Source organism: Flagellimonas sp. B-3 (genome assembly GCF_056857835.1).
Genome location: NZ_JBSXNW010000016.1, coordinates 212,700 through 233,464 on the forward strand (window position 1 = coordinate 212,700; position 20,765 = coordinate 233,464).

A 20,765-nucleotide genomic window follows, 5' to 3' on the forward strand; every position below is an offset into this window, starting at 1 on the left:
GCATTATGCCAAGTATTCGTGATTTAAAAAAAGATGTCAATTATGTCTTGGGAGACATTATTGAAGCTGTCTACATTTGGGAAGCCGGTTCAGGTAACAAAGAATCTGAAGAAGGGACCGTAATTATAGACGAAGCCATTGAGGTGTACGACAACCTCATGGATAAAATCAATCAAAAAAAGATAGAGAACACTAAAGCCCACTTTAAGTCCATACGGACCGAATTGGAGGAAAAGGCCACTAAATTGGTCGAACAGCTCAATAGCCTTGAAGCCTAATTCTTTTTATCCAAGAATTCTTTGAATTCCTTTCCGTATTTGGATGCAGCCACCTCAGGGGTCAATCCTTTGTAGATGGAGTCCAAGTACTTTGGATTTGCCTCGCTGGCCTCTGTCATCATAATATAGGGAGTGGCATAAGAATCTCCATTGTTGAGGCCAAAATTTAGGGCATATCGGTATCTGCTGATCGTGTTTTGGTTCATTAATCGATGAATGGAGTCCAAAGCAACGGAATCTTCCTGTAACTCGGGTGTAGAGGCTTGCTGTGCCAGTGTTAGTTCTTTGATGTTGAATTTGGAAGCCATTTCGTAAAACTCCAAGAGCTTTTCATGGGATTTAGATCCCGAAATTTCGACATTGGTATCAAAAGTGTTCCAAGCGGTATTGATAACAATATTGCCAGCCTCTCCAAAAAAGGTAATTCTATCGTTGATGTCGTTATTGTCCTCCTTTTTTAGATAGAGATAAAATATTTGTGGCTCATCCACCTCGGTCGAAAAACTAAATGCCCCGTCTCCATTTATTTCCAAAGAATCCAAAACAGCTAAGGTGGAATCCTTAAATTGTTGCAAATAGAGGGTTCCTTTTTTGAGTCCTTTAATGTTTCCACTAACGGTCATGGTGTTTTCCGTAGGCTGTTCACAGGACAGTACGGTCAATCCAACAAGCAATACAAACAAAATCCGCTTCATCATATAATTTTAGCTCGGCAAATATGCATAATCTTCTGAAAATATTTAAACATTTGAGGCGACTTCCATCAACAAAGCGCATAAATAGGCTCCTGCCGTACCCACAACATAGCCAAAAACAGCCAAAAGAATGCCCACAGAGGTCAAGGAAGGGTGGAACTCAGCGGCAACAACGGGAGCAGAAGCAGCTCCTCCTACATTGGCCTGACTGCCCACGGCCAAGAAAAAGAAAGGCGCTTTTATAATTTTTGCCATCAAAATAAGCAGTCCGGCATGGATGGTGATCCAAATTAGTCCAATGGCAATAAGCCCCGGGTTGTCCAACACTTTGCCCAAATCCATTTTCATTCCGATGGTCGCCACTAAAATATAAATGAACATGCCGCCGATTTTACTGGCCCCGGCACCTTCATAATTTTTGGCCTTGGTAAACGAGAGACCGATTCCGATAGCGGTGGCAAAAACAACCATCCAAAGAAATTCGGACCCAAGGGAGGACAATATTTTTTGCGGATTTCGGATGACCTCAAAATTATCCTGTAAAAAACCGGCAAAATGATGTCCGGTTAAATGGGCTACACCCACTCCCACAAATGCAAAGAACAACAACATAATGAAATCCTTGAGTGTGGTGACCCTTGCAATTTTTTCAGTGTGGGTAGATACTTTTACCTTGAGCGCTTCTATGGACGAGGTGTCGGCCTTGAGCCAACGGTCAATTTTGTCCGTTTTGCCCACTCCCAAAAGGATGATGGCCAACCATAGGTTGGCGACTACAATGTCTATAAGCACCATGCCCCCATAACTTTCTTGATTGTATTTGAACACTTCGAGCATGGCGGCTTGGTTGGCACCTCCCCCGATCCAGCTTCCTGCGATGGTGGCAAGTCCCCTCCAAACAGCATCTGGTCCAACACCACCGACTGTTTCGGGAGAAAATATGGAAACAATCAATATGGCGATTGGCCCGCCGATTACTATGCCCACGGTTCCGGTCAAAAACATAATCAATGCTTTGGAACCTAGATTCATAATGGCTTTTAGGTCAATACTTAATGTCATCAAAATTAAAGCTGCGGGCAGAAGATAGCGACTGGCCACATAATAAGTGTTGGACGATGACTCGTCTATAATGCCCACACTGGCCAAAATAGCAGGCAAGAGGTAGCACATGAGTACCGTAGGGATCACACGATAAAATTTGCCCCAAAACCCTGTTTTAATGGATGAGGTGTAGAAAACAAAACCTAAACAGAGGCAAAGCAGCCCAAATATAACGGTGTCTTGGGTAAAAGGTAGTTGGTCCATAGAATTTGTAAGCTAATTGCCCAAATATAGGAAAATCGTTGGGGTGGTGGTTTAGCTACTTAAGGTTTTGAAATGTTACTGATCCCATCCTTCTTATTCTGATGGCATATAAAGTAAAACCGATGAACAAAACACTATTGGGATTTAATGTTTACTAGATGTTTAACCAATACGTAAACTTTAAATTAATGGAACGGCTTCGAGGCATAAAGGAATTGACAAAATAATTGTCGTTGTACACCAAAAATAGGTCGGACAGGGGAGCAAAGCGCCACTGTAAACGCGAATTGAACCCTAAATTGTCCAGTTGGTTGCTATATTGGATCAGTGTGGACCAAAAAACAGACTTGTTGAAGGTTATATCTATTTTGGGGCTCACCAACCAAAGGTCCTCGCTCTCGTAGGGTTGCGGTAGTTTAATGCTGTTATAGTTTAGACCCAAGGAAAACAGCATTGTTGGTTGGAGTCTAAGGCTCATGTCTCCTTCCAAAACAAACCGCGTACCGTTATAAAAGTCTCCATACCCTGGTTGTACCGAATACGAAAATACCCGTCTCCTGTCGCTTTGAAACCCCATTTCATAGCTGGTATAATAAAATCCTACATTGGCAGGTAGTTCGGTGCCCCCGTCCGTACCTGTTGGATCAAAAGTCTCGGTAAGGTATGTATAACGATTGAATAGCCTGACAGCAAATTCTTCTTGTGATTTAAATTTGGCTTGCCAACTGGAAAAAATCGCATAATCTGTGTTCATATAATCTAGGGTAGGTCTCCAAATTACATTGGGGCTGAACCGGAACCCATGAAAATTTAGTTTTCCTTTTTGTGGCCAAAAATTGAATTCTACAAAAGGTCTTGCAGCCACAATATCTTGCCTGCGTACATACCCCAAATCTGAACGGAAGTCGTTGCCCACAAAATTTCCACGAACCCCAAAGTTTAGGAACCTGGAGTTATATCGTAGATCTAGACCTCCCGAAGCATCGCGGCCCCCTATATCGTGGGCAAAGGATTTATGGTAGAAAAACTTGCCTGTCCAAGTATTGTTTACCGATGCCAGATTATAGTCCATCCCAACCACTCGGTTGTACCTGTCGGTTTGCTCAAGAAAATCGTAATCCCCAAAACTTTGACGGTTTACAAAAATGAAACTAAGGTTGGAACGGGAAAACATTTTTTTCTGAAGTGCAAAAACCGTATTGTTGTTGCTGGGGATTTCGTTTTCCTTATCTTCTTCGGTTTGAAGGTTTAACAGACCAAGCCGCCAATTTTTATTTAACTTTCCACTTAGTCTTATCCCGCCCACGATGCCATTTTCTATGGTTTCATCGTCTGCGTTTTGTGCAATCCCTATTCTTCGAGAGAAAAAGGGGTTGGCATCCCTTTCGTTTCCAAAAGAACCAAAAAGGTCGCTGTTGTCTATAAAGAACTGGCGTTTTTCGGGCAGCGAAACCTCAAAACGGGAAACGTTGGTAATCAAATTGTCTACTTCTACATTCGAAAAATCCGGGTTTAGGGTAACGTCCAAGTTCATGCCGTTGCCTATGGAAATTTTTGCATCCCCACCAAAATCAAATTTGCTCAGATCTTCATTGTTTTCATAGTCCTTTCCGAAAATGCCGTTTACATAAGGAATAAGGGCCATAGGAGTTCTGGATTTTCCTAAAGGCTTTTCAAATACCATATCGCCCATAAACGCCAAGCTGTACACAAGCTGATTTTGGGGTATCTTCATCCAAGTACTGGTTTCGTTGGTCTGCATGTCAAACCTATAGCTGTTAAAACGCCACTTTGTTTCTCCTTGCTTAAACTTGAAAGACGTTAAAGGTATTGCGATTTCGCAGATATAGTATCCATCATATACTTTTGCCTCTCCTTGCCACTTTACGTCCCATGATGTGGTAAAACCGCTTGGGCCGGACCCACCATTGGAGATTAAAGCTTCTCTCCGAACACCATAGGGGTTCATACCAAAAAGAAAAGCATTGGTCCCATCATTAAAGGTATCGAACATTAAACTGATATTGTCATTGCCGCCTGCTCTGTAATCCCTTTTTAAAGACGGAATCACGTAGTTGTCCCCTTCAGTGTCCAATCTAATGCCAACATAGAGTGTAGTGCTGTTGTATACCATCTTAATATCGGTCTGTTGTCCTGCCAGCGTGGTGTCCGAAGGAAAATATTGATGAAAATTGTTGGCACTTTCTGAAGTTTCCCAGACACTTTCATCCAAGATACCATCTACTTTAATGATATCGTTTATGAATTTAACTGTAAAGGTTTTAGGGTTGGATTGGGAAAACAGGGTAATAGGAAGCAAGATTGTAGCGAGTACAAAAAGTTTTCTTAACATTGGTTTAGTTTAGTTGGTTTAACAAAATTACAGGATAGGTAGTTAAAAAAACCCTAAAATTTTGAATTAGATTGCTCTTTGGTGAAACATTCTGAAAATTAGCCGTGATTTGTTTTATAATCACCACCTTCTATTCTAAAAGACGTTAAAAAATGAAAAAAACCTTATTGCTATTGCTTTTATTTCCCTTTATAGTTTTTGGTAATACTATCTGGGGGAAAACTGGACACCGGGTCACTGGACAAATTGCACAAGAATATATAACAGGAAAGGCCAAAAGAGCTTTGAACGACTTGTTGGATGGTCATAGCTTGGCTTTTGTCTCCACGTTTGGGGATGATATAAAAGCGGACAGGGCCTATTCAAAATATTCGGCATGGCATTATGTCAACTACCCATTGGGGACGAGGTATAAGGATTCGGAAAAAAGTGAATATGGTGATATTGTTATGGCAATTGAGGAATGTATGGCTAAGGTAAAGGATAAGAAAAATGCGAGGGAAGATCGTATTTTCCATTTAAAAATGTTGGTTCACCTTATTGGGGACTTGCACCAGCCCATGCACGCGAGTAGGGCGGAGGACAAAGGAGGTAACGACATTCAAGTACAGTGGTTTGGCGAAGGAAGCAATTTACACCGGATATGGGACAAAAACCTTATCGAATCTTATGGGATGACCTATACAGAACTGGCATCTGAACTAGGTGATGTGAACCGCAAGGAACGTAAAAAAATCCAAGAGGGAACCATTTATGATTGGGTCGATGAATCCCACGAAATTTGCGCAGCACTATACGAATCTGTTGAAGTGGGCGATAAATTGGGATACCGTTACTCCTACGAATACAACCATCTATTGTTCCAACAGCTCCAAAAAGGAGGATTGCGGCTGGCCAAGGTCTTGAACGATGTATTCAAGTAAAAGGTTTAGGACTGCAATACCGTTTTCAATTGATTTCTATATTCCGAAGGGTTTTGCCCGGTAAACGCCTTAAAGGACTTATTAAAGTGCGAGAAGTTGTTGAAACCACTATCATAACACACCTGGGTAATGCTCATGGGCTGTTCCGCCAACAGTTTGGAGGCGTGCACCAATCTATACTCGTTAACAAATTGGGTAAACGTTTTGTGGGTGATTTTTTTAAAATATCTGCAAAAAGAAGGTACGGTCATACTCACTATATCGGCAATTTGCTCCAAGCTAATGTCTTCTTTAAAGTTTGCCTTTACATAATTGAACACAATATTGATACGGTCGTTGTCCTTTACCTCGGTCTCAATGGAAAATCCTTCAGCGTTCAAAACATTCATTTCGGTAGAGGTGGCCAAAATGTTCAATATATTAAGGATGGACAGTAATCTTTGGAAATCTGTCTGGTATTCCAAGATTTCCATTTTTTCACCAACCTTCATTTTGGTCTTTCCAGAAAAGGCGATGCCCCCTTTGGCAACCTCGAACAATTTTTGAATATTTTTCATCTCTGGAATATTGAAAAAATCACTTCCCAGAAAATCCACCTTCATCTGTACCAAAGTCTCACTCTTGTTGCCGGTAAGCTTATCGGTAAAGCCACAATGCGGCAAGTTGGAGCCAATAAGGATAAGGTCCCCGTTCCTATAATAAGATACATGACTGCCTATTTGTCTTTTGCCAGACCCACCGTTCACATAAACCAACTCCAATTCTGGGTGATAATGCCAACCATTGTTCTTGTTCTCATTGTTTGCATTGAATTTTTGAAACGCGAACGAGTGACCAAAACTTGGGGCTATTGCTTCAAATGCAGGTTTTTGAATCATTTAGCGCAATTTTTTTCTTTTAATACCATAAAGGTAAAAAACTAATTTGCATGCAAATATCTACAATGTTAACTTAAAGTTATGCTATTTTATCATTAATACTATGTTAAAACATTTACCATGTTAATATAGCATATAAACTGGAAAAGATGGTGGTATTTCTGTGCGCCAATGCAACATACATTTGTACTGTAATCTTAAAAAAACGAAGTGTTATGAACGTAGTAAAGAATTTAACAGTAGTAGCAGTCCTTTTGATATCCTCTTTGGGAATGGCTAACGGAAACACAACCGATTTTGGTAAAAAAGTAGTAGCCAAGTACGAGGTTGAAAAGAATTTGGTAAAAGTAAACCTTGACCCGGTATTTGTAAAGAAAGGTCAAAAAATTATGATGAACCTTTTGAACATTTCTAAAGGTAAGGTGCTTTTAAAAGTATACGATAGCGAAGACAGACTTGTTTTTGATGAAGCTATCGACGGTGACATTGTTGTTGAAAAAGCATTCAACTTTGAAAAAGCCTTTAAAGATGAATATACCATAGTTGTAGTGGACAAATTTGGAACCTACAAGAAAACTATGGAGGTAAGATAGTTTGTTTAGTTAATTTTTATGTGCATTGGGGGCGAGAGCCCCCTTTTTTATACCCATTTTTTAAGTTTTTCTCTTTTGTTCAGTGGGAGTGCTTCATTTTTTAAGGCCAGCTCCAAAACATCCTGGTCTTTTGCTTTGGAAAAAATCAACGTATAGAATTCCTGAACGGTCAAAGGGTTTTTGGACGCTTCTGCCAGTTGCATGGAATCACTAACACGTACTGTGCCCGGTTGCAAAACGCGAACATAGGTTCCGGGAAAACCATGGTCTATAAATTGTTTCAGTATATTTTGGTCTTCAAATCGAATACCCAGTTTATAGCAAGGCTCCCTTGGTTGTGTTATCTGGACCAGCGCAGAACCTAGTTTATAAATGCTGCCTATTCGTATTTGAGATTCATCCAAGTTGTCAATGGTCAAATTTTCTCCGAACATGCCCCAATCCCATTCCAAATGGGGATATTTTGCTTTCCAATAGGGATAGTTGCCCGCAGAAAACAAATAACAGGCTTTATAAATACCACCATGGTACTTTCGGTCTGCAACGGTATCGCCATGCACATCTTCCGTATCCAAAAAGAGCGGCTCTTTAACTGGGAATTTGTAAATACCCGTTGTGGTCTCTTTACCGTTCCAAATAATTTTTGTGGGTTTGCCGAGGTTTGTAGAGATAACTTTCATAATGGCAAGTTATAAAAAACCACCGCTTGTGGCGGTGGTTCTTCATTTAAATTTGATGTAAAAAGGTTTAATCAAAAAGAATTCCGCACATGCATGCATCGGGGTTTCCATAGAAACTGTCATTCCCGTGAAAACGGGAATCTACTAAACTCTTTAATCCTCTTTTTCCAATTTCTTGGTCATGTTAAAACCTACCATAAGTCCAACACCGGCCAATAAGAAGATAGTGCCCGGGTAAGCTACTTCATCATCAACCCCTAAACTGTATACCAAAATAGAGGCTACAAAAATGGCTGCTCCAATACCGATAAGTAGTAGAGAAAGGTTAAGGATGATGATTTTCCAGAAAGGTGCTGCACCTTCCCGTTTTCCCCGGACAAAAATGCTGGCATCCGCTCCTTTTTCTATTAAAGCCAATCGCTCTTTGTTTCTTGTTGAAAAATAGAGGTAGGCAATCGCAAAGATGACTCCAAAAATTATTGGTAAAATGATTACTTCTGATCCCATAACTGTTCGTTTTAATAATTATTCGTATTTTTTTGTTCATAACCTATGACGACAGTTTTCTAACATAGGTTACATAATTTAAAAATATTATTTTTTGTGTAACCTAAACTGCACTTTTGGCGTCCAATGAGCAATGCTGACCAACAAGGAAAAGGAACTGATTTCGGAAATATGCAAGGGAAATACCCGGGCGTTCTCCGATTTTGTGGACAGTTATAAGGATTTGGTCTTTACTTTGTCCTTAAGAATGTTGGGCAACAGGGAGGAGGCAGAAGAGGTTGCGCAAGATGTATTTATTAAGGTATATAAGTCCCTGCCCAGCTTTAAAGGGGATTCCAAAGTTTCAACGTGGGTCTATAGAATCGCCTACAACAGCTGTTTGGACAGGATAAAAAAAATAAAAAGGAAGAGGGTTCATACCGATTTGGACCATATCGAGCAAGTTGCCCATTCGGAAATGGATACTGCTCTGGACAAAATGGTCAGACAGGAAAGAAGCGAAATAATTGATCAATGTCTATCACAATTATCGGCGGAAGATGCAGGAATCCTTACCTTGTTTTATTTTGAGGAAAAGAATTTGCAGGAAATAGGGCAGACAACCAATCTTTCCGTGAATACATTGAAGGTTAGGTTGTTCAGGGCAAGAAAAAAATTGGCCGGGATTATGGAAAAAAATATGAACAAAGAAATATTGGAGAGCAATGGATAAGAACGAGGCCAAAAAATTGGAAACTTTTGTGGACAAGATCATGGAAGATGCTCCATTGGAAACCCCTTCCTTGGATTTTACCCAAAATGTGCTGCAAAAATTAGAAGCTGAAACGAACAACGAGGTTTTTCAATACAAGCCCATATTGTCGGGCAGGGTTTTGTCGCTTGTATTTGCTGCCTTTGTTGCCATGTTGGTTTTAGTAGGGATGCGGTTTGGCCTTGATGATGGCCAAGGGTGGTTCAAGAACCTTCAGATGGAAGCATGGTTTAAAAATAGTTGGGGGTGGATGGAAAATTACACCTCTTCCAAAGTAATGGTGTATGGTTTTCTATTTTTGGGCCTTATGTTTTTTGCCCAAGTAACTTGGTTAAAAAAGTACTTGAACCGAACTGCCTTTTAGATATTGACGTAGTAATACGCCCAATACATCAAAAAGAATTGAAGAGGAATTCGAAGAATCAAAATCCATTTGGGAATACCTGCTGATGCTTTTTCACTGGAAAGCATATAAAAATGTACGGACAGAAACGCTGCCAGCATCAAAATTATTCCAAATACGCTTAGTTTTCGGGTAGCTTCAAAGCATATTCCAATGCCCAACAGGATTTCAGCAATGCCACTTATATATACCAAAAGTTTATGGTTGGGCAGGTACAGCGGCATAATGCGCATGTACATTTTTGGTTTTATAAAATGCATTAAACCTGCAACCGTATACATTCCGGACATTAGGTAAAGGTGCCAAGGAGTTTCCATAAGGCTAAAAATAAGAAAGGCAGACCATAATGGACTGCCTTTACCTAAAATTTATTTTGAATGATCTTACTTGATCATATCATAGCTCCTCGCAATAAAATTGGTAAGCTCTTCGCCTTTTAGCAAACCTTTGGACAGGCGGGCCAAATCCAAGGATTGGTTGATCAACCTTTCCCGTTTCTTTGCGGTCTTGGTGTTCAAGATCTCGCTGACCAATTCGTGATTGGTGTTTACGATAAGGTTGTACATATCCGGCATATTGCCCATACCGAACATACCACCGCCACCGGTTTGTTGCATTTCCTTCATACGGCGCATAAATTCGGGCTCGGTAATTATGAACGGAGAAGCACTGCTCTCCATGGCCTCCATCTGGATAGTGTATCCTTTATCGGAAATCACTTTTTCCAAATCAGCCTTTAGGCTGTCTTTTTCTTCTTCGGATAGTTTTGAAATGGCCGTATCCTCTTTTTTGATGAGGTTGTCCACATGGTCGGCATCCACTCGAACAAACGATAGGTTTTCTTTAGAGGTTTCCAATTTTTGCATCAAGTGCGGTACAATGGGGGAATCCAATAAGAGTACTTCATACCCTTTTTTCTTAGCGGCTTCAATGTAGCTGTGTTGTGCCTCTTTGTCCGAAGCATACAACACCACCAATTTGTCATCCTTATCGGTCTGGTTGTCCTTGATTTTGGCTTCCAGTTCTTCGAACGTGTAGAAGTCTCCATCAACCGATGGGTAAAGTGCGAATTTGTCCGCCTTGTCAAAGAATTTATCTTCGGAAAGCATTCCGTATTCTATCACCACTTTAATGTCGTTCCACTTCTGTTCAAAATCCTCGCGGTTGTTTTTAAAGAGCGAAGTCAATTTGTCGGCCACTTTTCTGGTGATGTAGGAAGAAATTTTCTTCACTGCACCATCAGCTTGCAGATAGGACCTGGATACATTCAAAGGAATGTCGGGTGAATCAATAACCCCTTTCAACATCGTCAAGAATTCGGGAACAATGCCTTCCACATTATCGGTAACGAACACTTGGTTCTGGTACAACTGGATTTTATCCTTTTGTATACTAAGGTCGTTGGTCAACTTTGGGAAATATAGGATGCCCGTTAAGTTGAACGGATAATCCACGTTCAAGTGGATGTGGAACAAGGGTTCCTCAAACTGCATTGGATAAAGCTCACGATAGAAGCTTTTGTATTCCTCTTCGGTTAAATCCGTTGGCTGCTTGGTCCACGCTGGGTTTGGATTGTTGATGATGTCATCCACTTCTTGTGTAGGAGCAGGATCATCTTCCTTGGCACCTTCTGGTTTGGGAAGGGTTTCTGTTTTGGTTCCGAATTTAATCGGAATGGGCATGAACTTGTTGTACTTGGTCAAAAGTTCACGGATTCTCGCATCTTCCAAAAATTCAGTGGAATCCTCGGCTATGTGCAGGATAATTTCCGTTCCCCTTTCCGTTTTGTCGCTCGGTTCTATGGAAAATTCGGGAGAACCGTCGCAGGTCCAATGTACCGCTGGTTCTTCTTTGTGACTTTTTGTGATGATCTCTACTTTTTCCGCTACCATAAAGGCAGAGTAGAAACCAAGGCCAAAATGCCCGATTATACCAGCATCTTTACCAGCATCCTTGTATTTGTCCAAAAATTCCTCGGCACCCGAAAAAGCTACTTCGTTGATGTACTTTTTTACTTCCTCCTCGGTCATACCAATACCTTGGTCTATAATATGGATGCGTTTGTTGTCCCTGTCCACCTTAACCTCGATCATGGGATTGCCGTATTCCACTTTCGCTTCCCCAATGGAAGTAAGGTGCTTTAGTTTCAAGGTTGCATCCGTAGCATTGGAAATAAGCTCCCTCAAGAAAATCTCGTGGTCACTATACAGAAATTTTTTAATCAAGGGAAAAATGTTCTCTACTGAAACATTGATTTTACCTGTAGCCATCGTTTTGTTTTTTTATTCTTCTTTACCCCCTTTTCCAGTCAAAAAAAATACCAGAACGTTAAATATGACAAACTGACATTTAACTATCATAATGTCAACAGCTGAATTTTAACATAACTTTGTTTATTTTTGTTTAAAAAAGATTAAACAAAATATGTATATTTACAGTGTTATAGGATGAAATTGCTATGAACTAGTAACACTATAACAAGTTTGTTTATTTATTGGTTAGGTTGTGAAAATGCACTTTCGCTCGAAAGTGCATTTTCTTTAAAAGTTTGATTGTGCCACCTCGCCACCCTTTAATCTCTCATAAAAAAATACCAAAATGGCAAATACTAGTAAATCCAAGATTACCGAAGATAAAATTATAGGCCTGTTTATGGAGTCTGTATTGGAACATGAAAAGGTGCCAAGCTCGGTATTTAAATTTTGTAAGGAGCATAAAATAAAAGAAGAGGAGTTTTATGGATTATTTGGTTCGTTTGAATCGCTGCAGCAATCCATTTGGAACAAATTCTTCGACAACAGTTATGGGGTAATGCAAAAGAACAAGCAATACGCCTCCATGACCAACGAGGAAAAGATGCTGACTTTCTTCTTCACATTTTTCGAAAATCTTACTTTGAACAGGAGCTATGTGTTGTTCATTATGAATGAGCACAAATATTCTCTGGAGGGTCTGACCCAATTGAAAGGATTGCGAAAAAGTTTCAAGGATTTCGCCTCTACTTTAATAGAAGAGCGAAATGAGGAGAAAAACATGAAAATCTTCAAATATAATGCACCTTTGTTTTCAGAAGGAGCTTGGTTGCAGTTCCTCTTCATCCTAAAATTTTGGATGGAAGATGGTTCTCCAGGTTTTGAGAAAACCGATATCGCCATTGAAAAATCCGTGACCACTATTTTTCAAATTTTTGAAAGCACACCCTTGGAAAAAATTGTGGACTTCGGAAAATTCCTTTACAAAGAGAAATTCGCATAAGGCCAATGAAAAGTTTGGATACCATCCCCACAGGAAAAATAGAGCGAGCTGGAAAGCTTGTAAAAACTGGGGTTAAAATAGGAGGGAACTACGTAAAATACTACGGTAAAAAACTGGTGGACCCGGAGACTTCAAAAGATACCTTGAATCAAGACAATGCCGAGGATATTTACGATGGGCTCAAAAGTTTAAAAGGTAGTGCCCTTAAAGTGGCTCAGATGCTCAGTATGGAGAAGAACCTTTTGCCACGGGCCTACGTGGAAAAGTTTTCCCTTTCCCAATTTTCAGTACCCCCTTTGTCCGCACCTTTGGTGCGCAAGACCTTCAAAAAATATTTGGGCAAATATCCAGAGGACATTTTTGACGAATTTGAAAAGGATTCCGTGAACGCTGCCAGTATTGGTCAGGTGCACCGTGCGGAAAAGGATGGCAAAAAGTTGGCCGTTAAGATTCAATACCCAGGAGTGGCTGAGAGTATTAGCAGTGATTTGGCCCTGGTAAAGCCCGTGGCCATTAAAATGTTCAATTTAAAAGGCAAGGATTCCGAAAAATACTTTAAGGAAGTAGAGCATAAACTGGTCGAAGAGACCAACTATATTTTGGAACTGGAGCAAAGCCATGAAATAACGACTGAATGTTCCGTGATACCGAACATGCAGTTTCCAAAATATTACCGCGAATTATCAAGCGAGCGTATTTTGACCATGGATTGGATGGAGGGAATCCATTTGGGGGAATTTACCCAAACCGATTTCGATGCTGAAGTCGGCAATACGTTGGGTCAGGCACTCTGGGATTTCTACATGTTTCAGATTCATAAATTAAGGCGTGTGCATGCCGACCCGCATCCAGGTAATTTTTTGGTCAGTTCCGAAGGTAAGTTGATTGCGATTGATTTTGGATGTATCAAACAAATACCGGACGATTTTTATGTGCCCTATTTTGAATTGGCCAAAGAAGAGAATATCAATAACGATAAAATCTTCATGGAAAAACTGTACGAATTGGAAATCCTGACACCCACCGATTCCGAAGAAGAACTGCAATTTTTTACGGCCCTGTTCAAGGAAATGCTTACGATTTTCACTTCACCCTTTCACAAGGAAACATTTGACTTTGGCGATAAAGTTTTTTGGGCCAAGATTGCGAATCTCAGCGAGCGCTACTCCAAAGATGAACAAATTCGAAAAATGAACGGAAATCGCGGTTCTAAACACTTTTTGTATATAAACCGCACGTTTTTTGGCCTTTATAACTTATTGCACGATTTAAGAGCCAAGGTCGAGGTCAACCATTTTGAAAAGTATATGGACTAATTTTCTTAATAAATATCCAGTTCTTGGGATATATTTTTTACTTTTCCATTAATTAGCCTAGGACTTTTTAAAGATTCAATATTAAGCACTTTATAATGTATAACTCAAGAATATCAGGATTGGGATTTTACGTCCCTGAAAATGTGGTCACTAACGACGATTTGTCCAAAGTGATGGACACCAATGACGAATGGATACAGGAGCGTACCGGGATTAAAGAAAGGCGCCATGTTGTAAAGGGTACAGATACCACCACATCCATGGGGGTAAAAGCGGCCAAAAAAGCAATTGAACGTGCGGGTATTGATAAAGATGATATTGATTTTATCGTTTTTGCCACATTAAGCCCCGATTATTATTTTCCTGGCCCCGGGGTTTTGGTACAACGCGATTTGGAACTAAAAAGAACGGTAGGGGCACTCGATGTCCGAAACCAATGTTCTGGTTTTGTCTACGGAATCTCCGTCGCTGATCAATACATAAAAAGTGGCATGTACAAAAATGTGCTTGTTATCGGTTCCGAACTTCATTCCCATGGTTTGGACATGACAACAAGGGGTAGGGGCGTATCCGTAATTTTTGGGGATGGTGCGGGAGCTGCCGTACTAACCCGAGAAGAAGATACTTCAAAAGGAATTCTTTCCACCCATTTACATTCCGAAGGGCAACATGCCGAAGAACTTTCATTGATTGCGCCCGGAATGGGCAAAAGATGGGTGAACGACATTATTGAGGATAATGACCCTGAGGATACATCCTATTTTCCTCATATGAACGGCCAGTTTGTATTTAAAAATGCAGTGGTCCGTTTTAGTGAAGTGATTATGGAGGGTTTACAAAAAAACAATCTGACCCCTCAAGATATTGATATGTTGATTCCGCATCAAGCCAACTTGCGGATTTCACAATTCATCCAAAAGAAATTTGGGTTGAAGGATGACCAAGTGTACAACAACATCATGAAATACGGAAATACCACGGCAGCATCCATTCCGATTGCTTTGACAGAGGCCTGGGAAGCAGGGAAAATCAAAGAAGGGGATTTGGTAGTGCTAGCCGCCTTTGGTAGTGGCTTTACTTGGGGCAGCGTGATCATTCGGTGGTAGCCAATATCGTCACAATAAAAAAATAAGTATAAAGCCCATTGTGCATTTTGAACATAAAACTTAGTTCTAGGCGTCGGTTCGAGTGATTTTGAGAAACGAAAAATCGTATCGAGAACTTTTTTTAGATAAAAATTCTTTTTCTCGATACAAATTTCACTCATGCTGTCGTGAAATCCACTCGAAATGACGAATTTTATCAAAAATGCACAACGGGAAGTATAAAATAAAACCCCGATCCTTTAGGATCGGGGTTTTTATTGATGCTCTCACAAGATAACCAACCAACACTCGAATATGAAGCATCAATATATTTTAAAGGATTCCACCGCCACCTTGCTTGGTGTTGTCATCCCTTCTTTTGCGTTGCTTGGCGCGGTTTTTTCCACTTCCAAATCGGTAGGATAGGCCAACGTACACATTATTGCTTTCCCAGTTAAAGGCACCTTCTTGCGCATAAGGGTAATCACCTTCAAAGGCAAAGCGCATGGTGTTAAAAATATCGTTGTAGTTTAAGCTAAGGGTTCCCTTGCCCTCGGCAAAGCTGTAGCGTGCGCCCAAATTCACAAAATACATGGGTTGGGCATCAAACTGTATGCTTTTGTTTCGTCCGCGGTAAAAGCCAAAGGCTTGTAGCGTCAATTTTTTGGTCACGGTGAAGCTATTGTTCATTCTAAGGTTCCAGGCCGTGTTATCGACCTCCACTCTTTCTTCAACAATATCGTCCTCGCTTGGGTTGGGGTCCGTGGAGTTCAACGTTTCCGTAATACCTCTTTGCGTCTGCGAGAAAAGGTCAAAACTGCCGTTAATGTTCCACCATTTAATGGGCTTGTAGTTAGTGGATAACTCTACCCCGTAGGCGGAGGTTTTATCAAAGTTGTCAAAAGTGAGGATGGTCTTGTTCAAATCCAGGCGGTCTATATAAATCGCCCTATTGATTTCGTCGGAAATGCTTCTGTAAAAAACACCGCCCGTAACACTGCCATTTTTGATTCTTTTGGTGTAATTGGCTTCATAAGAGCTTGTAAACTGGGGAACCAAATTTGGGTTACCAAAGGAAGATATCAAAGGGGTGGCAAACTCTCGGATTGGGTTTACTTGTTGCAGCCCCGGTCTATCCACACGTCTGCTATAACTAATTTGTATCTGATCTTTTTCGTTGGGTTTGTAGGTAACGAAAGCGGATGGATATATTTCGGTATACTTGTCGGTGAAGGAACGTACCGCATTGGTATCCGCTTTTACCTGCACATCCTCTACCCGAACACCCATTTGGTAGGACCATTTCTCATAGGACTGTCCAAAAGTGGCGTAGGCGGAATAAATATCCATGTCATATACAAATTTGGTGGATGGCGTTGGTACCAAGTTTCCTTCGGAATTAAAAGTTTGGCCAGTGGACGAATAATCCACCTTGGTCTCAAAATTTCTGGATTGCAATCCCACTTCCAACTTGGAAATACTGTCCAAAGGATTTACATAATCCAAATTGGCCGTTGTTTGAGTACGTTCGGTATCCACAAAATCCATATAATCCGGGTAGGTAGATGCTCCAGTGGAGCTAAAATCGGCATCTTGTTCGCTTTCAAACTGGTTGTGGTCCACTTCCAGCTCTATGTTATGCCCTTCCTTGTTAAAGTCCAGTTTATAGTCAAAATTGTACTGTTCGCTACGGTTGTTGGAATCGTCAAAGAACAATTGGGTCACATTTCTGGATGGATTGTTGAAATACGAGACTTGGGTTTTGCCATCTCCTTCTCCTTCATAAATGTTTTGATTGGTAAAGAAGGATATGGTGTTTTTGTCATTCAGATAGAAATCGACCCCCACTTTATAGAGGTGGGATTTGTTGTTGTTGAAGAAATCAAATTTTTGGCGGGAGTTTTCCCCGATGCGTAGAATGCTTCCGTCGTTGACCCATTTACCGATATTGTTTCCGTAATTTCCATAAAAGTTGAATTTTCCATTGCGGTAGTTTAAATCAATGGAGCTATTGAATTTGGCCTCGATACCTTTGGTAAGGCCCATATTCACGTTTCCGTTGAAGCCAATGTTTGCATTCTTGTGCAAAACAATATTGATGATGCCGCTCATCCCTTCGGGATTGTACTTGGCAGACGGGTTGGTGATCAGTTCTATGGATTTTATGGATGTGGACGGAATTTGCTTGAGCAATTGTGCAACGGGCACGTTGGACAATTTTCCATCGACCATGACCCGTACATTGGAATTTCCACGTAAGGTAATATCGCCTGTTTGGGAATCCACATTAACGGATGGAATGTTGTTCATAATGTCCGATGCCGAAGCGCCTGCGGTCGTAAGGTCTTTCCCTACATTGATTACCTTTCTGTCCACACGTTGTTCTATGGTGGTTCGTTCGGCCACTACCTCAACGCCTTCCAGTTCCTTGGTCTCTTCCTCCAAGGTTAGGGTTCCCAAGTTCAGGTTCCGTTTCCCTTTGGCTATAACCAGTTTTTGGGAGTAGGTCTTGTAGCCAATAAACTGTACTTCAAAAAGAAAGGTGCCATCGGGCAGCTTTTCAATTTCGAAGTTTCCATCTTCGGTAGTAATGCCGCCAGTTATGGTCGTTGACCCATCTTCGGATTTGATGACGACCGCCGCGTATGCAACAGGTTGTTTGCTGGTGTTGTCCACGACCGTTCCGTTAACGGAGCCTAAAGCCGTATCGGGGTCGTTTGCTAAAGAAATTGAAGGAAATACAGTGCACAAGAATAGTGCAAAAAGAATGCTCACATGTCTCATGAGTTGTTCGTTTTTTGATTGATGATTCGATTGATTGATGTTACCTTTAAGACGCCCGATACTGGAGAATGTTACAGAGGAAAATTATTTTAACATTCCTTAACATAAAATATGATGGCTTTGCCCATTTTTGTAAGGTATTCTGGATTGGAGGGGCAATTGCGGCAAGTCTATAAAAGAAGAAACCCCGGTAAAAATACCGGGGTTATACATTGATAAGCTATACTAAACACTAACCATTAACTATAAAAATACAGTCTTACCAATGACAATATAATATATGAATAATAGACGAGTTATCCTTTTAAAAGTTACAGTCTATATTAAAGTTTAACACAAAAATTAACAAATGTCAAAAACACTTGTCGTAGGGGCTTCTACAAACCCGGGAAGATACAGCAACACAGCAATTCGTAGGCTGGTTGACAACAATATTGAAACAACCGCATTTGGGATACGTGGGGGAACTGTATCTGGGGTGCAAATTAAAGACAACTTGGGTGATTTTCAAAATATTGATACCGTAACTTTATATTTAAGCCCCAAAAACCAAAAGGAATATTATCAACAGATCGTGGACCTTAAACCCAAACGGGTGATTTTTAATCCGGGTACCGAAAACCCCGAGTTCTACAAAATCCTTGAAAATGCAGGGATTGAGGTAGAAGTGGCCTGTACTTTGGTGTTGTTGGCTACTGGGCAATACTAGTTTTTGGCTTGGATTCCTTGGTCCTGATCAGCCAAAGACCGATAAATGTCAATAATCCGTTGAGTGGTAACAATTCATAGCCAACCTGATACCCTCCCAAGTAATCTGCAGGTACACTGGCAACCAAAACTATGGTGACCACCGAAGCTAGTGCAACTATCCAAACATAACTATCCTTGATCTTATGCTTGGTGAAGATGCCAAAGGCAAAAAGTCCCAATAAAGGACCGTAGGTATAACCGGCCACAGTGAGCAGACTATCAATAACATTGCTGCTAAGAATGTACTTAAAGGCGATAATAACAATTACCAACACTACGCTCATTACAATATGGGTGCGTTTTCTGATGCGCTTTTGCTCTTTCTCCTCCTTTTTTTCAACATTTAAAAAGTCCACACAAAAAGATGTGGTCAGGGAGGTAAGGGCACTATCGGCACTACTATAAGCGGCGGCAATCAATCCAAGCATAAAAGTAATGGCCAAGGCTAGACCCAAGCCGCCGTTCAGTGCAATTTCAGGAAACAGTAAGTCCGTTTTTGGTGTACCGTCCATCAATGGAATTCCAATACCCTCTCTTTTTGCATAGATAAAAAGCAAAGCTCCCAACAACATGAACAAGAATGTGGTCCCTACCAATACAAAACTAAAGGAGACCATGTTTTTTTGAGCATCTTTCAAGGATTTGCAGGTGAGGTTCTTTTGCATCATATCCTGATCCAGACCCGTCATACAAATGGTCACGAACATTCCCCCTACAAAGGATTTAATGAAATAACTTTTGTTCAAAAAACTATCCGTTATTAAAAAGTCGTTGTAATTCTTTAATTCTTCCGAAGCCAAGAACTCACCAAAACTCCATCCCAATTCCTTGTTTATCATCACAATGGAAAGGATTACGGCCAAAATCATAAAAAGTGTCTGTAGGGTATCGGTCCAAACAATGGTTTTTATTCCCCCTTTGTTTGTGTAGAGCCAAATCAATAAAATAGAAATGACCACCGTAAACTCAAAACGGACACCTAGATCATCAAAAACAAATTGTTGTAAAACAATGGCGACCAAATACAATCTAAAAGCTGCACCCAAAACCCGGGATATAAAAAAGAAAAACGCCCCGGTACGGTGGCTTACTTTTCCAAAACGATCATGCAAATACTCGTAAATAGAGGTGAGGTTCAGTTTGTAGTACAGGGGCAACAATACAAATGCTACCACAAAATAGCCAAAAAGATACCCAAGAACCACTTGCATGTAGGTCAGTTGGCTATCTCCCACCCATCCGGGAACCGATATAAAAGTAACACCCGATAACGAAGCACCGACCATTCCAAAGGCAACAACGTACCATGGGGATTGCTTGCCTGCCTTAAAAAAGTCGGCATTGGAATCGTTTTTGCCAGTAAAGTAAGAAATAAGGATAAGTACCAAGAAATAGGCACCTATAAGCAACAGAATTTGTGTGGCTGACATATTTGCAATTTGATTTGCAAAGTACGAAAGTAAATTGGTAACACTAAAATCGTAATTTTGTAGTAGAATTGAAACTATGGAATTTTCATCGAAGCTATTGGAAAATGCAGTTTACGAAATGTCGCAGTTGCCGGGAATCGGTAAGCGAACGGCATTACGGTTGGTATTGCACCTGCTAAAACAGCCCGAAGAAAGGACCGAACTGTTGGCACATGCCCTGCTAAAATTGAAGAGCGAGGTCAATTTTTGTAAAAACTGCCACAATATTTCCGATACCGAACTGTGCGAAATCTGCGCCAATCCCAAACGGGACGAAACCATAGTCTGTGTGGTAGAAGATATCAGGGATGTAATGGCCATTGAGAATACATCGCAGTACAATGGGTTGTACCATGTGCTGGGGGGTAAAATATCTCCCATGGAAGGTATGGGGCCACAAGACCTTACCATAGCATCGTTGGTCAATAAGGTGAAGAATGGAGTTGTAAAAGAATTGATTTTGGCCCTGAGTTCCACCATGGAGGGCGACACCACTAATTTTTATATTTATAAACAATTGGACGGACTGGAGGTTACTACTTCCACGATTGCCAGAGGTATCTCGGTCGGGGATGAATTGGAATATGCAGATGAGGTAACTTTGGGAAGAAGCATCATCAATAGAGTGCCTTTCGAAAGCTCTATTAAAGCGAATTAAATGAACATAAATCAAAAATAAGTCGATTTCTTTAGTATTTTTGTAAAATACAAATCAAAATCACTTTGATAAATACGAA

20 protein-coding genes are annotated in these 20,765 nt (G+C 40.7%); 10 read left to right on the plus strand and 10 right to left on the minus strand.

The genetic code is table 11. The annotated features are described in order from the left end of the window. Window positions 1-5: 5 nt before the first annotated feature. On the plus strand, window positions 6-278 hold the full coding sequence (locus AC13CS_RS04320) for a hypothetical protein (RefSeq protein WP_482888495.1): 273 nt from the start codon (window positions 6-8) through the stop codon (window positions 276-278). Here AC13CS_RS04320 and AC13CS_RS04325 read toward each other — a convergent pair. The 3 genes from AC13CS_RS04325 to AC13CS_RS04335 all read right to left on the minus strand — a co-directional run bounded on the left by AC13CS_RS04325 (window position 275) and on the right by AC13CS_RS04335 (window position 4,634). Continuing rightward, on the minus strand, window positions 275-973 hold the full coding sequence (locus AC13CS_RS04325; protein ID WP_482888496.1) for a DUF4369 domain-containing protein: 699 nt from the start codon (window positions 971-973) through the stop codon (window positions 275-277). The genes AC13CS_RS04320 and AC13CS_RS04325 overlap by 4 nt on opposite strands. 45 nt (window positions 974-1,018) lie before the next feature. Further along, window positions 1,019-2,281 carry a DUF819 family protein gene (locus AC13CS_RS04330; protein ID WP_293169288.1) on the minus strand — a complete coding sequence of 421 codons (1,263 nt, stop codon included), beginning with the start codon at window positions 2,279-2,281 and terminating at the stop codon, window positions 1,019-1,021. A gap of 154 nt (window positions 2,282-2,435) precedes the next feature. Then, a complete protein-coding gene (locus tag AC13CS_RS04335; RefSeq protein WP_482888497.1) occupies window positions 2,436-4,634 on the minus strand; it encodes a DUF5916 domain-containing protein in 2,199 nt (732 codons plus the stop codon). 152 nt (window positions 4,635-4,786) lie between these two features. On the opposite strand from AC13CS_RS04335, the gene AC13CS_RS04340 reads away from it, so the two are divergent. After that, window positions 4,787-5,557 (plus strand): S1/P1 nuclease, encoded by a 771-nt coding sequence (locus AC13CS_RS04340; RefSeq protein WP_482888498.1) that lies wholly within the window; start codon window positions 4,787-4,789, stop codon window positions 5,555-5,557. A 5-nt stretch (window positions 5,558-5,562) separates the two neighbouring features. Here AC13CS_RS04340 and AC13CS_RS04345 read toward each other — a convergent pair whose 3' ends face one another. Further along, window positions 5,563-6,435, minus strand: coding sequence for an AraC family transcriptional regulator (locus AC13CS_RS04345; protein WP_014033504.1), 873 nt, complete (start codon window positions 6,433-6,435; stop codon window positions 5,563-5,565). Between the two features lie 215 nt (window positions 6,436-6,650). On the opposite strand from AC13CS_RS04345, the gene AC13CS_RS04350 reads away from it, so the two are divergent. Then, window positions 6,651-7,028, plus strand: a complete 378-nt coding sequence (locus tag AC13CS_RS04350; RefSeq protein ID WP_482888499.1) for a hypothetical protein — start codon at window positions 6,651-6,653, stop codon at window positions 7,026-7,028. Between the two features lie 47 nt (window positions 7,029-7,075). Here AC13CS_RS04350 and AC13CS_RS04355 read toward each other — a convergent pair whose 3' ends face one another. Further along, window positions 7,076-7,708, minus strand: a complete 633-nt coding sequence (locus AC13CS_RS04355; RefSeq protein ID WP_482888500.1) for an MOSC domain-containing protein — start codon at window positions 7,706-7,708, stop codon at window positions 7,076-7,078. A 153-nt stretch (window positions 7,709-7,861) separates the two neighbouring features. Then, window positions 7,862-8,215, minus strand: a complete 354-nt coding sequence (locus AC13CS_RS04360) for a DUF6249 domain-containing protein (RefSeq protein WP_014033507.1) — start codon at window positions 8,213-8,215, stop codon at window positions 7,862-7,864. A 133-nt stretch (window positions 8,216-8,348) separates the two neighbouring features. Here AC13CS_RS04360 and AC13CS_RS04365 point away from each other — a divergent pair, with 133 nt between their 5' ends. Both AC13CS_RS04365 and AC13CS_RS04370 read left to right on the plus strand, forming a co-directional pair. Continuing rightward, on the plus strand, window positions 8,349-8,927 hold the full coding sequence (locus AC13CS_RS04365) for an RNA polymerase sigma factor (RefSeq protein ID WP_482888501.1): 579 nt from the start codon (window positions 8,349-8,351) through the stop codon (window positions 8,925-8,927). Further along, window positions 8,920-9,330 (plus strand): hypothetical protein, encoded by a 411-nt coding sequence (locus AC13CS_RS04370; RefSeq protein WP_482888502.1) that lies wholly within the window; start codon window positions 8,920-8,922, stop codon window positions 9,328-9,330. Before AC13CS_RS04365 ends, AC13CS_RS04370 begins: the two co-directional genes overlap by 8 nt. On the opposite strand, the gene AC13CS_RS04375 is transcribed toward AC13CS_RS04370, so the two are convergent. Continuing rightward, window positions 9,327-9,686: a DoxX family protein gene (locus tag AC13CS_RS04375; RefSeq protein WP_293169273.1), complete on the minus strand. Its 360-nt coding sequence runs from the start codon at window positions 9,684-9,686 to the stop codon at window positions 9,327-9,329. The genes AC13CS_RS04370 and AC13CS_RS04375 overlap by 4 nt on opposite strands. 66 nt (window positions 9,687-9,752) lie before the next feature. Then, entirely contained in the window at window positions 9,753-11,639 is a 1,887-nt protein-coding gene (gene htpG / locus AC13CS_RS04380) for a molecular chaperone HtpG (RefSeq protein ID WP_482888503.1), read from the minus strand. Between the two features lie 328 nt (window positions 11,640-11,967). Here htpG and AC13CS_RS04385 point away from each other — a divergent pair, with 328 nt between their 5' ends. From AC13CS_RS04385 to AC13CS_RS04395, 3 genes are all read left to right on the plus strand, one after another. Further along, window positions 11,968-12,624 (plus strand): TetR family transcriptional regulator C-terminal domain-containing protein, encoded by a 657-nt coding sequence (locus tag AC13CS_RS04385; RefSeq protein WP_482888504.1) that lies wholly within the window; start codon window positions 11,968-11,970, stop codon window positions 12,622-12,624. A gap of 5 nt (window positions 12,625-12,629) precedes the next feature. Further along, the gene (locus AC13CS_RS04390) at window positions 12,630-13,940 is read left to right on the plus strand and encodes an ABC1 kinase family protein (RefSeq protein ID WP_482888505.1); all 1,311 of its coding nucleotides are present in this window, start codon (window positions 12,630-12,632) and stop codon (window positions 13,938-13,940) included. Window positions 13,941-14,035: 95 nt separating this feature from the next. Continuing rightward, window positions 14,036-15,046: a 3-oxoacyl-ACP synthase III family protein gene (locus AC13CS_RS04395; RefSeq protein WP_482888506.1), complete on the plus strand. Its 1,011-nt coding sequence runs from the start codon at window positions 14,036-14,038 to the stop codon at window positions 15,044-15,046. A gap of 312 nt (window positions 15,047-15,358) precedes the next feature. On the opposite strand, the gene AC13CS_RS04400 is transcribed toward AC13CS_RS04395, so the two are convergent. Then, complete coding sequence (locus AC13CS_RS04400) at window positions 15,359-17,809, minus strand: TonB-dependent receptor (RefSeq protein ID WP_482888507.1); 2,451 nt, start codon at window positions 17,807-17,809, stop codon at window positions 15,359-15,361. Window positions 17,810-18,158: 349 nt separating this feature from the next. Here AC13CS_RS04400 and AC13CS_RS04405 point away from each other — a divergent pair, with 349 nt between their 5' ends. Beyond that, window positions 18,159-18,518 (plus strand): CoA-binding protein, encoded by a 360-nt coding sequence (locus AC13CS_RS04405; RefSeq protein WP_482888508.1) that lies wholly within the window; start codon window positions 18,159-18,161, stop codon window positions 18,516-18,518. Here the strand turns inward: AC13CS_RS04405 and AC13CS_RS04410 are convergent. Then, on the minus strand, window positions 18,502-19,989 hold the full coding sequence (locus AC13CS_RS04410; protein WP_482888509.1) for a sodium:solute symporter: 1,488 nt from the start codon (window positions 19,987-19,989) through the stop codon (window positions 18,502-18,504). The two genes, AC13CS_RS04405 and AC13CS_RS04410, sit on opposite strands and share 17 nt — an antisense overlap. A gap of 76 nt (window positions 19,990-20,065) precedes the next feature. On the opposite strand from AC13CS_RS04410, the gene recR reads away from it, so the two are divergent. Further along, complete coding sequence (gene recR / locus AC13CS_RS04415; RefSeq protein ID WP_482888511.1) at window positions 20,066-20,686, plus strand: recombination mediator RecR; 621 nt, start codon at window positions 20,066-20,068, stop codon at window positions 20,684-20,686. Window positions 20,687-20,765: the final 79 nt, after the last annotated feature.